The following is an 11,845-nucleotide window of genomic DNA, read 5'->3' on the forward strand; positions in this document are numbered from 1 at the left end:
GTAGGCTGGTGCTCGCACCGATCGGTGGCCGTGCTTTACGGCCGACGGTCGGAGGCAATGCGGACGTAGCTCAGTTGGTAGAGCGCAACCTTGCCAAGGTTGAGGTCGCGAGTTCGAGCCTCGTCGTCCGCTCTTCTTCGAAGGCCCCGGTCAATGACCGGGGCCTTCGGCGTGTGTGCGAGCGCCGCGCCGGTGAGACCGGCAGCTGACATTTGTCATGGGCCGTGATGACAAGGCGCACTGCTCCCGGCCTTCCGCCGCCGGAATGCTGAGGCCATGGACACAAGCGAACACGAGCACGTGATCGAGGTCACTGATCTGCGGCGTGTGTACGGGGGCGAGTTCGAGGCGGTACGCGGGATCACGTTTCACGTGAAACATGCCGAGGTCTTCGCGTTGCTGGGCACCAACGGGGCGGGCAAGACGTCGACCGTCGAGCTGCTGGAGGGCCTCGCGGTACCGAGCGGGGGCCGGGTGCGGGTGCTGGGTCACGATCCCTACGCCGAGCGGGCCGCCGTACGGCCACGGACCGGGGTGATGTTGCAGGAGGGCGGTTTCCCGTCGGAGCTGACCGTCGGGGAGACCGTCCGGATGTGGGCGGGCTGCACGAGCGGGGCGCGGCCGGTGGACGAGGCGCTGGAGCTGGTCGGGCTCGGCCGGCGGGCCGGCGTACGGGTCAAGCAGCTGTCAGGGGGTGAACGGCGGCGGCTGGACCTGGCGCTGGCGCTGCTCGGCAGGCCCGAGGTGCTGTTCCTGGACGAGCCGACGACCGGGCTGGATGCCGAGGGACGGCGGGACACCTGGGACCTGGTCCGGCGGCTGCGGGACACCGGGACCACCGTCCTGCTGACCACGCACTACCTGGAGGAGGCCGAAGGGCTGGCCGACCGGCTGGCGATCCTGCACGAGGGACGGATCGCGGCGGCCGGGACCCCCGCCGAGGTGACCGCGTCCCAGCCGGCCCGGATCTCCTTCGAACTGCCCGAGTCCTACGTCCTCGGTGATCTGCCGTCCCTGGGCGAACTGGGAATCGTCGCGCACGAGGTGGACGGCCGGGTCGTACGGCTGCGGACGCACGAGGTGCAGCGGGCCGCCACGGGGCTGCTGCTGTGGGCCCGCGACGCGGGCGTCGAACTACGGGGGCTGGACGTGCGGTCGGCCTCGCTGGAGGAGGCGTTCCTGCGGATCGCCGGGCGGATGTCCGCCACGGAGAAGGAGGGGGTGGCGGCCGTATGACCACGGTCACCGGACGGATGAACGCCCTCGCGCGGGCGGAACTGACCCTGCTGGGACGCAGCCGGGCGACCCTCGTGACGGCGGTGCTGGTCCCGCTGCTGCTGCCGCTGAGCGTGCGGTCGGCGATCAGCGGGATGGACCTGGCGGACGCCGGGCTGACGGCCGGGACCGTCCTGCTGCCCGCCGCCGTCGGATTCTCACTGCTCTTCGCGGTGTACGCGGCGCTCACCAACGCGTATGTGGTGCGACGCGAGGAGCTGGTGCTCAAGCGGTTGCGCACCGGTGAGCTGAGGGACCCGGAGATCCTGGTCGGGGCCGCGCTGCCGGCCTCCGCGATCGGGCTGGTGCAGTGCGTGCTGCTGGCGGCCGGCTGCACCGTCCTGCTGGACCTCGGAGCGCCGCCCGCGCCTCATCTCGCGGTCGTCGGGGTGCTGTTGGGGCTCGTGCTGTGCGTGGCGCTGGCGGCGGTCACCGCCGCGTTCACCCGCACCGCCGAGAGCGCCCAGGTGACCAGCCTGCCGATGATGTTCGTGTCCATGCTCGGCTCGGGTCTGGCCGTCCCGCTGGAGGTGCTGCCCGACCGGCTGGCCTCCGTGTGCGAGCTGCTGCCGCTGACGCCCGCCATCACGCTGGTGCGCGGAGGATGGACCGGGAACCTGTCGGCGTCCGACGCGCTGGGCGCCGTCGTGGTCGCGCTGGCCTGGACCGCCGTCGCCCTGTTTGCTGTACGACGGTGGTTCCGGTGGGAACCGCGGCGCTGACGGAGGGGAGTGGGGGGCAGGTGTCCAGGCCGGGGCGATGGTGGCGGGGCAAGAGCACCCCGGCGAAGGTGGAGACGTACACCCGGTACTCGTTCCACTTCTTCGCGGTGATCGAGTTCCTCACGGCCGGGCTGCCCGCCGTCGGCAACGCGGGCCCGCGGCTCGGCGGCTGGCTGACGCTGATGGTCGGCGTGCATGCCGCGACCTGTGCCGTGACCGCCTCGCGGGCGCTGGACTGGACACGCGGCCGCCGCGAGCGGCCCGTGCGTCTGCTGTGGACGCTCGCCGCGGTCACCGCCGTGTGCGCCGTGGGTGCCATGGCGCTCTCCGAGCACGTGCCGGACCGCGAGGGGTTCGCGTCCGCGGCGGGCTCGGTCTTCGGTGTCGTCCTGATCTTCGGGGCCGGCGTCATGGCGCTCGGCACGCGCGACAGGCGGCGGTTGGTCGCGGTCGTCGGCGGCTTCGCGGCGGGCGCCGGGCTCGTGACGTTCCCGGTGAGCATGTCCGTGACGACCGCGCTGGTCGTCACGCTCGTCATCCTGCTCGGCTCCGGGTTCCTCGCCTTCACCTGCGTCTTCTCCGTCTGGCTGCTGGACGCCGTCTATGAACTCGACGCCGCCCGCGAGACCCGGACGCGGCTCGCCGTCGCGGAGGAACGGCTGCGGTTCGGGCGCGACATGCACGACGTGATGGGGCGCAACCTCGCCGTGATCGCGCTCAAGAGCGAGCTGGCCGTGCAGTTGGCGCGGCGGGGACGGGCCGAGGCGGTGGAGCAGATGATCGAGGTGCAGCGGATCGCGCGGGAGTCGCAGCGCGAGGTGCGGGAGGTCGTCCGGGGCTACCGGGAGGCCGACCTCGGCGTCGAACTCGCCGGTGCGCACGGGGTACTGACGGCGGCCGGGATCGCCTGTGAGGTGTCCGGGGAGGACGCGGCCCGGGGGCTGCCCGGGAACGTGCAGTCCGCGCTGGGGTGGGTGGTGCGGGAGGCCACCACCAATGTGCTGCGGCACGGGGACGCCGGACGGTGTGCGGTGGGACTACGGATGCTGGAGGGGCACGTGGTGTTGACGGTGGAGAACGACGGGGCGACGGCCGCCGGCGCGGGCGGACGCGGCTCCGGGCTCGCCGGGCTGCGGGAGCGGTTGGTGGCGGTCGAGGGGACGTTGGAGGCCGGGCCGGCCGGGCAGGACCTGTTCCGGGTGGTGGCGCAGGTGCCGTTGGTGCCCGGAGTGGCGTCGTGACCGTGCGCGTGCTGCTCGCCGACGACGAGCATCTCATCCGAGGTGCGCTGGCCGCCCTGTTGTCGCTGGAGGATGATCTGGTGGTGGTCGCCGAGGCGGCGAGCGGGCCGGAGGCGCTGGCGATGGCCCGGGCGCACGCGCCCGACGTGGCCGTGCTGGATCTGCAGATGCCCGGCGCCGACGGTGTGAAGGTGGCCACATCGCTGCGGACCGAACTGCCCGGCTGCCAGGTGCTGATCGTCACCAGCCACGGCCGGCCCGGGCATCTCAAGCGGGCGCTCGCGGCGGGCGTGCGGGGGTTCGTGCCCAAGACGGTCAGCGCTCAGCGGCTCGCGGAGATCATCCGCACCGTCCAGGCCGGAAACCGCTACGTCGATCCGGAGTTGGCGGCCGACGCCATCTCCGCCGGGGACTCGCCGCTCACCGCGCGGGAGGCCGAGGTGCTGGAGCTGGCCGCCGACGGGGCGCCCGTCGCCGAGATCGCCGAGCGGGCCGCACTGTCCCAGGGCACCGTACGGAACTACCTGTCGTCGGCCGTGTCGAAGCTCGGGGTGGAGAACCGGCATGCGGCGGTGCGTCTCGCTCGGCAGCGAGGTTGGGTATAGTTGCTGTCGCGCCACGGCGCACTGCGGACGTAGCTCAGTTGGTAGAGCGCAACCTTGCCAAGGTTGAGGTCGCGAGTTCGAGCCTCGTCGTCCGCTCTGGATGAGCCCCTCGGTTCCGGCCGGGGGGCTTTTTCGTTCCGCCCTTTCGTTCCGCCTTTTCGTTCCGCTACGACCAGCGGGTGTTCGTTCCGCCTTTTTCGTTCCGCTACGACCAGCGGGTGCCCGTCAGACGCTCGTACGCCTCCACGTACTTGGCGCGGGTGGCGTCCACCACCTGCTGCGGCAGCGCGGGCGGCGGCTGCTCGCTCCTGCGGTCCCAGCCGGACTCGGCCGAGGTCAGCCAGTCGCGGACGTACTGCTTGTCGTACGACGGCTGGGCGCGGCCCGGCTGCCACTGGTCGGCCGGCCAGAAGCGGGAGGAGTCGGGGGTGAGGACCTCGTCGGCGAGGATCAGGGTGTCGCCGTCGAAGCCGAACTCGAACTTCGTGTCCGCCAGGACGATCCCCCGGTCGCGGGCGATGTCACGGCCCCGGGAGTAGACGGCGAGGGTGGCCTGGCGCAGCCGGGCGGCGGTGTCGGCGCCGACCCGGCGGGCGACCTCCTCATAGGAGACGTTCTCGTCGTGCTCGCCGACCTCGGCCTTGGTCGCGGGGGTGAAGATCGGGGCGGGCAGTTCCGAGCCGTCGACCAGGCCTTCGGGGAGGGCGAGGCCGCAGACCGTGCGGGACTCGTCGTACTCGACGAGGCCGGAGCCGGTGAGGTAGCCGCGGGCCACACACTCCACGGGCACCATGTTCAGCGACTTGCAGACCAGGGTGCGGCCCGCCCAGTCGGCGGGGGCGTGCTCGGGCAGTTCGGTGCTCAGCACGTGGCTGGGGACCAGGTCGGCCAGCTGGTCGAACCACCACAGGGAGAGCTGGGTGAGGACGCGGCCCTTGTCGGGGATCTCGGTCGGCAGCACCCAGTCGTAGGCGGAGATGCGGTCGCTGGCAACCATCACGAGGTCGCCCGCCTCGTTCCGGTACAGCTCGCGCACCTTGCCGGTGTGCAGATGCACCAGGCCCGGAACCTCGGTCGGCTCGGGCTTTTCGACGAATCCGGACACGGTTCCTCCCCGTGGTTCTGTCCAAGTGGGTCGATTCTCCCGTATGCGGGGAGGCGGGCGGACAGCGGGGCTCGGGGTGCGCGTGGCGGTCAGTCGCGTTTGCAGATGCGGTCCAGCAGGTTGGCCGTGGCCCGCTGGATCCGCGGGTCCACGTGGCCGGGACGGTCCAGGGCCGGGGACCAGGCGAACGTCCCGGCCGCGAAGACCAGCGAGCCGGAGGGGGCCCGGTAGAGGGACGTCTCCTGGTGGCGCAGGACACCCCCGCTGTCGGAGTACGGGGAGTGGGCGAGCAGGATCCGCTCGTCGTGCTCGGGGAGCGGGGTGCGCGGGAAGTACCGGTCGGCCTCGCCCGCGACCAGGCCCGCGAGCTCGTCGCCCTCGTGCGCGCCGGTCGCCTCCCACAGCCAGTGCCCGGCGTTGCGGACGATCAGCGGATGGGGCTCGGGGACCCGGCCTGCGTACTGGATGCCGATCAGCTGCTGCTCGGGGCGGTCGATCTCCCGCCACAGCACGGGTCTGCCCGGGCCCTTGCGCTTGCGGCAGGTGAGCAGACGGTCCGGGGTGCCGGACGGGGACGGGCCCAGCTCCACCTGCCAGTACATGGTGTTGGAGGAGAGGAAGACCAGGGACGTGCCCTGCTCGCGGGCCAGCTCGACCGTGCGCCGCATGGCCGTCGACCAGTACTCGTCGTGGCCCGGGAAGACCAGGCCCCGGTAGCGGGTGGGGTCGACCCGGCCGGCGTGCAGGTCGCGGGCTTCGGCGTAGGCGAGGTCGTAGCCGTAGCGTTCCGCCCAGCGGATGACGTCGTAGGCGTGGCCCACGTGCAGGGGCAGGCCCGCACCGGCGTACGGCCGGTCGAAGGAGACGGTCGTCGCGGCGTCGGCCTCGCCGAGCAGCCGGCCGTGCTCGTCCCAGGCGTGGTAGAGGCTCGCGCCGGTGCGGCCGTCCTCGGGGTAGAGGTTGTACGCCTGCCAGGTGATGTCCGGCAGCAACAGCAGCAGGTCGGCCGGGTGGTCGTCGCGGACCGTGAACGGCACGTGGGAGCGGTGGCCGTCGGCGGTGGTGAGCACGGCGACGTACGCGCCGACACTCCAGTACGACGGGATCTGCAGCCGCCAGGACAGCCACCAGTGGTGGCAGGAGACCGTGCGGTCGGCGGTGAGCGGCGGGGACTGGACGATGCCGGAGAGCCGGGGACTGGTGGTGATCTTGGCCGCGCCGTCGCCGCCGTAGTGGCCGATGCGGTAGATGTCGACGGCGAACTCCTGCGGCGGGTCGACCGTGACGTGGAAGTCGACGGCCTCTCCCGGGGCGGCCGCGCCGGTGGAGACGAAGCCCTTGATCTGGCGGTGCACGTCGTCGGCCGCCCGGGGCCCGCCGGAGCGGGGGGCGGGGACGCGGGGGGTGCCGGCGCCGGGGGGCTGCTGGGCGCCGGTGGCCGGGTCCACGTACCAGGGGACCACCTGGCCGGTGTCGTCGAAGTACGTCTCGCTGCCACGCAGCCAGGGAAGCGGGCCCTGGCCGAAGGGATCCGTCACGGCGTGTGCCAGTGCTCCCGACTCCCAGCGGCGAATCTGCTCCGACCCCATGGTCGCTTCCCCTCCCTCGGCACCGTGCTGTGGTGGTGGTGCGGTTGCTCTGTGGGTGCGGTGGCTTTCCGGTGTGGCTTTCGGGTGTGGCTTTCCGGTGTGGCTTTCGGGTGTGGCTTTCCGGTGTGGCTTTCGGGTGTGGCTTTCGGGTGTGGCGGCTGCTCGGGTGCGACTTTTCGGGTGCGGTGGTGCGTGATGCCTGGTGCAGGTGTGTGATGCAAGGGTGCGGGGTGCTGTGCGGCACGGGCGGCACGGGCGGTATGGCCTGGTCTGGCCTGGCGTCAGGGTGCCGCCGCGTTCGTACGACTGTTTTATGTCGAGTGCGTTTGCCATGTGCGCGTTCCCTACCCAGCACATCACATCAAGCACGGACTCCGTCACGATTCGTTTCGAATTGACCGAAAACGGAGTAGATAGTTCCGGAGGTGGGGGTTCCGGAGGCGGCGGCTGAGACCGCGGGCCGGAGGGGCGGGCGGTGACGGCCCGGCTCAGACGAGGCGTACGGGCTTGTCCGGGCGTATCCCGACCTCGGCCAGCCACGCTCTCAGCGGGGCGGGGTCGCCGTCCTCTATCAGGCTCAGGACCCTGGGGGTCAGGTCGGCGGCACGTTCGCCCTTGACCAGCAGGGACGGGCCGTCGAGCCAGTCCAGGCCCGGGGTCGCGCCGGCGGTGTCCATCGCGGCGCAGCAGACCATCGCCGTGACGTGGTCGGCGAGCAGTTCCCGGGGGGTGCGTGGGGGCTGGAGGGGGAAGAGCGGGAGGACGCCGTCGTCCCAGAGGACGTCGGGGGCGGGAGCGGGAGCGGGGGCCGCTGCCCGGGGTGCGGAACCGGTGGCCTCCTCGCGGGCGAGCTCCGCGGTGATGCCTGCGGCGAGGGCGGCACTTCGGGGGTCGGGGGGTAGGGGGTCTTCCGGGGCTGGGGCCGGGGCTGGAACCGGATTCGGGTTGGAGGTCGTATCCGGGGGCGGGGGCAGTTCCGGGTCCGGGTCAGGACTCAGGTCCGGGGGCGGGCTCAGGGCCGGGTCCCGGGCCAGGTCCCGGTCGGGGCTCAGGTCCGGGTCCCGGGCCAGGTCCGGGTCCGTGTACAGCGCTGCGGCTGGGTCCGCGTGTGGGTCTCGGTGTACGTCTGAGGTCCCCTGCGGGTCCGGGGCGGCGTCCGGGGTCGCTTGCAGGTCCGGGCCCGCGTCCGGGGCTGGGGCCGCGTGCAGATCTGCGCCCGCGTCCGGAGCCACGTGCAGGTCCGGGCCCACGTGCGGGTCCGGGCGGGTGCCCGTGCGGGCGTCCGGGAGTGCGTCTGCGCTCGGGCCGGTGCCTGTGCGGGCGTCCGGCGGTGCGTCTGTGCCGGGGTGCGCGTCTCGGGGCGTGTCCGTGCCGGGGTGCGGAGACGGGAGCGGGTCCGTGCTCGGGAGCGGGTCCGTGCTCGGGAGCGGGTCCGTGCTCGGGAGCGGGTCGCGGGGGGAGTCCGAGTCCGGGTTCGAGGTGTCCCTGGGGTCCGTGGTGTCTGTGCGGGCGTCCGTGAGCGCCTCGGGGTCCGGGACCGAGCCGGTGTGCGCGGGCGCGGCGGGCGGGCCCGTGAGGTGGTCCAGGACGCGGGACAGGGTGGGGCCGGGCTCGGTGTCGCGGGACGTGCGGCGGACGCCGAGGGTGTCCAGGACCCGGTGGAGGCGGGCCGCGTCGGTGCGCCAGGCGCGGTCGACGACCTCGTCCGGGTACTCCTGCCAGTCCACCGGCGACCAGTCGGGGCCGGACTCCGCCGGGCCCCCGTGGAAGAGGCGGGCGGCCAGGAGGGAGGTGGCCTCGTCCACCAGGCCGGGCTCCTCCAGCAGGTCGCAGGCGGGACGCTCGCCGAGCCGGGAGGTGAAGCCCTCGGCCAGGCGGTCGCGCCGGGACAGTTCGGTGAGGGCCGCGACGACGCCCGCGTCCAGCCGGGACGGCCAGCGGCCCATCCGCCAGGCGGGCAGCGCCACCCGGGTCAGCAGGCGGTCCCAGCCGGCGTACGCCAGCCCGACCTGTTCCTGCGCGACGATCCGCAGCCCGTAATCCACAGCCTGTGCACGCTCGGCCGCCGCGGCGGCGACCCCGCGCTCCATCTCCGCCGCGTCCGCCCGGCAGCCGCGCAGCAGGAGCCGGGCCAGCCGGCCGGCGCCCGCGTACACCGCGCCGAACCCGGTTCGGCGGCCCGGCGCCGAGGTGACGGCGACGGCCGCGTCCAGGCCCCGCACGAAGCGCCGGGCGGCGGCTATGTCGGGGTGCGCCGAGGGCCCCGTACCGGCGACGACCGGGGCGAGGACCGCGCGCAGCTCGCCGACGCGCATCCACCACAGGAACGGGGAGCCGATGACGAGGACGGGGCTGGCCGTCGTACGGCGATGACCCGGGCGTCGTCCGGGGCCCGCCGTCGGATCGGGGTCGTCCGCCGGGGGCGGGGGGCCGTGGGCCGGATGGGTGCGGTCCTCCAGCCAGCTGTCGCAGTCCGGGGTGAGCGCTATGGCGGAGGGGGCGGGGACGTCGAGGCGGTCGGCGAGGTCCCGCACCAGCCGGTAGAGGTCGGGGGCGGCTTCCTCGGCGATCGGGACCGTGGGACTCATGGCGGGGCGGGCGCGGGCGAGGAGCAGCGCGAAGCCGGCGGCGGCCGCCAGCACGAGGAGCGCGACCCCACCCACCGCCCAGCGGGCGGCGTCCCAGCCCATGCCGACGAGGTGGCCGGTGGCCCCGCCCGCCAGCAGCACCACGGAGACGGCCGCGGGCAGCACCGCGACGGCCAGCGCCCGGCTGCGGACCCGCAGCACGGCCAGCGCCCGGGCACGCGCGGTCTGCGTCCCCGTCTCCACACCGATGCCGGTCACGTCCGGACCTCACCCCCTCCCGTCCTGGCGGTCCTGGCTGTCCTGGTCTTGCTCACTCCCCCACTGTGGCATCCGCCACTGACATCGCAATGCCGGTGGGCCAAGTGCTTGAACGCTTGCGCCGCACCCTAGTTGGGGCCCCGGCCCCCGTCAGCCGGATAGGACATCGGTCACTCGATGGAATGGCTTTGGGGAAAGGTGGGTGACGGAGGGCAAAGATCAGGCCCCGGATCCGAGAGGGATCCGGGGCCTGCGGAGTGCCTGGTCAGACAGCTGATGGCGGAAGGAAGCGGAGGGCTGGCTTACACGCCCGTCGCCGCCTTCGCCGCGATGTCCGTACGGTGCTGGGAGCCGTCCAGCCGGACCCGGGCGACGGCGCGGTACGCCCGCTCGCGCGCCGCGCCCAGATCGGCGCCCGTCGCGGTGACGGACAGGACGCGGCCGCCCGCGCTGACGACGGAGTCGCCGTCGCGCCGCGTGCCGGCGTGCAGGACGTAGGCGTGCGGGGCGTCCAGCTCGGCCACCTCGTCCAGGCCGGTGATCGGGTCGCCCGTGCGGGGGGTGCCTGGGTAGTTGTGCGAGGCGACGACGACGGTGACGGCCGCGTCGTCGCTCCAGCGCAGCGGTTCGAGGCCGGCGAGGTCGCCGGTGGCGGCGGCCATGAGGATGCGGGCGAGGGGGGTCTTCAGGCGGGCCAGGACCACCTGGGTCTCCGGGTCGCCGAAACGGGCGTTGAACTCGATGACCCGCACGCCCCGGCTGGTGATCGCCAGACCGGCGTAGAGCAGGCCGGAGAACGGGGTGCCGCGGCGGCGCAGCTCGTCCACGGTCGGCTGCAGGACGCTCTGGAGGACGTCGTCCACGAGCTTCGGGTCGGCCCAGGGCAGCGGGGAGTACGCGCCCATGCCGCCGGTGTTCGGGCCCTCGTCGCCGTCGAGGGCCCGCTTGAAGTCCTGGGCGGGCTGGAGCGGGACGACGGTCTCGCCGTCCGTCACGGCGAAGAGGGAGACCTCGGGGCCGTCGAGGTACTCCTCGATGACGACGCGCTCACAGGCGCCCGCGTGCGCCTTCGCGGCGTCGAGGTCGGCCGTGACGACGACGCCCTTGCCCGCGGCGAGGCCGTCGTCCTTCACGACGTACGGCGGGCCGAAGGCGTCGAGCGCCTCGTCGGCCTCCGCCTGGGTCGTGCAGACGTACGAGCGGGCGGTGGGAACACCGGCCGCGGCCATGACGTCCTTGGCGAAGGCCTTGGACCCCTCCAGCCGCGCGGCCTCCTTGGAGGGGCCGAAGACGGCGATGCCCGCCTCGCGCACGGCGTCCGCGACCCCGGCGACCAGCGGGGCCTCCGGACCCACGACCACCAAATCGGCGCCGAGCCGCGTGGCCAGCGCGGTGACGGCCGCGCCGTCCAGGGCGTCGACGGGGTGCAGCTCGGCGACCTCGGCGATGCCGGCGTTGCCGGGCGCGCAGTGCAGCGCGGTGACGGCGGGGTCGAGGGACAGGGAGCGGCACAGGGCGTGTTCGCGGGCGCCGGTACCGATGACGAGGACCTTCACGGGGTCAGCCTAACGGGAATGGGTGTGACGGGTTTGTGGGGGCTGCCGAAGGGGTGGGGCGCCGGGCGTCGTGGCTTCCTCCGAAGATGTGGGCCGCGGGAAGCCGCCGGCCCTTGTCCCGCCCGTGTCCCGGGGTCAGTCGTTCGAGAACTCCTCCATCACCGTCGCCCCCAGCTCCCGCACGATCAGTTCCTGGCCGGAGAGGGCCGACTCGACGAGGTCCGGGTCGTCGTCCTCGGGGATGTCGTCCTCCAGGGAGACCGGAGGCGGCTCGGGGGCGGCGGGCGGGGCAGGGGGCGCGGGGGCGGCGGCCGGTGCCGCGGCGGGCCGGGCGCCGGCCGCCGTGGGCTGGGCCGGTGCCGGGCGCAGGGCGGTCGTGGCACCGCCGGCGGCTCCTGCGGGCGTACCGCCGCCGTAGCCGCTCGCGGTGCCGCCGGCGGCCTGGCCGCCGAAGGCCCCGGGGCCGCCGTAACCGCCTCCGCCGCCGCTGCCCGGAGACGGGGGAGCCGCGCCACCGCCCGAGGGGTCGACGACCGCCTCGATCTTCCACTGCACGTTGAACTGTTCGGCCAGCGCCTGCCGCAGTACGTCCTCGCTGCCGCTGCTCGCGAAGTTGTCCCGGGCGCCGGCGTTGACGAAACCGAGGTGGAGGGTGGTGCCGTCGAATCCGGTGACCTGGGCGTTCTGGCTGAGGAGGATCCAGGTGAAGCGGCGGCGGTTCTTCACCGCTTCCAGGATGTTCGGCCAGAGGGAACGGGGGTCGAGGCCACCGGCGGGGGGTGGTGAGGCCGGCGGGGCGGACGCGGGTGCGGGGGCGGACACGGGCGTGGGAGCCGGGGCGGACGGGCCGGGCGCCGCCGGGGGGCGGCCGCCGCCGGGGGGCGCGGCGGTGGGCCAGCCGCCCGG

The 11,845-nt window shown here is 73.8% G+C and carries 8 protein-coding genes, 2 tRNA genes and 1 pseudogene; 6 read left to right on the forward strand and 5 right to left on the reverse strand.

Annotated features, from left to right (window positions below; translation table 11 throughout):
• Positions 1-59: 59 nt before the first annotated feature.
• The 6 genes from ACFF45_RS31260 to ACFF45_RS31285 all read left to right on the forward strand — a co-directional run bounded on the left by ACFF45_RS31260 (position 60) and on the right by ACFF45_RS31285 (position 3,939).
• A tRNA-Gly gene (locus ACFF45_RS31260) sits at positions 60-132 on the forward strand.
• 144 nt (positions 133-276) lie between these two features.
• Positions 277-1,236 (forward strand): ABC transporter ATP-binding protein, encoded by a 960-nt coding sequence (locus ACFF45_RS31265; protein ID WP_381350156.1) that lies wholly within the window; start codon positions 277-279, stop codon positions 1,234-1,236.
• Positions 1,233-1,997, forward strand: a complete 765-nt coding sequence (locus ACFF45_RS31270; protein WP_381350157.1) for an ABC transporter permease — start codon at positions 1,233-1,235, stop codon at positions 1,995-1,997. The genes ACFF45_RS31265 and ACFF45_RS31270 overlap by 4 nt, the downstream gene beginning before the upstream one ends.
• Positions 1,998-2,017: 20 nt before the next feature.
• Entirely contained in the window at positions 2,018-3,238 is a 1,221-nt protein-coding gene (locus tag ACFF45_RS31275; protein ID WP_381350159.1) for a sensor histidine kinase, read from the forward strand.
• Positions 3,235-3,843 (forward strand): response regulator, encoded by a 609-nt coding sequence (locus ACFF45_RS31280; RefSeq protein ID WP_381350160.1) that lies wholly within the window; start codon positions 3,235-3,237, stop codon positions 3,841-3,843. The genes ACFF45_RS31275 and ACFF45_RS31280 overlap by 4 nt, the downstream gene beginning before the upstream one ends.
• A 23-nt stretch (positions 3,844-3,866) precedes the next feature.
• A tRNA-Gly gene (locus ACFF45_RS31285) sits at positions 3,867-3,939 on the forward strand.
• A gap of 109 nt (positions 3,940-4,048) precedes the next feature.
• Here ACFF45_RS31285 and ACFF45_RS31290 read toward each other — a convergent pair.
• The 5 genes and pseudogenes from ACFF45_RS31290 to ACFF45_RS31310 all read right to left on the reverse strand — a co-directional run.
• Positions 4,049-4,948 (reverse strand): phosphoribosylaminoimidazolesuccinocarboxamide synthase, encoded by a 900-nt coding sequence (locus tag ACFF45_RS31290; RefSeq protein ID WP_381350163.1) that lies wholly within the window; start codon positions 4,946-4,948, stop codon positions 4,049-4,051.
• Between the two features lie 89 nt (positions 4,949-5,037).
• Positions 5,038-6,537 (reverse strand): N,N-dimethylformamidase beta subunit family domain-containing protein, encoded by a 1,500-nt coding sequence (locus ACFF45_RS31295; RefSeq protein ID WP_381350164.1) that lies wholly within the window; start codon positions 6,535-6,537, stop codon positions 5,038-5,040.
• A gap of 488 nt (positions 6,538-7,025) precedes the next feature.
• Positions 7,026-9,383, reverse strand: a complete 2,358-nt coding sequence (locus ACFF45_RS31300) for a hypothetical protein (protein ID WP_381350165.1) — start codon at positions 9,381-9,383, stop codon at positions 7,026-7,028.
• A 302-nt stretch (positions 9,384-9,685) separates the two neighbouring features.
• A complete protein-coding gene (gene purD, locus ACFF45_RS31305) occupies positions 9,686-10,939 on the reverse strand; it encodes a phosphoribosylamine--glycine ligase (RefSeq protein ID WP_381350166.1) in 1,254 nt (417 codons plus the stop codon).
• 135 nt (positions 10,940-11,074) lie between these two features.
• A pseudogene (locus tag ACFF45_RS31310) lies at positions 11,075-11,845 on the reverse strand (DNA polymerase III subunit gamma and tau); the annotation flags it as partial.

The organism is Streptomyces cinereospinus (genome assembly GCF_042430725.1).
Taxonomy (GTDB): Bacteria; Actinomycetota; Actinomycetes; order Streptomycetales; family Streptomycetaceae; genus Streptomyces; species Streptomyces cinereospinus.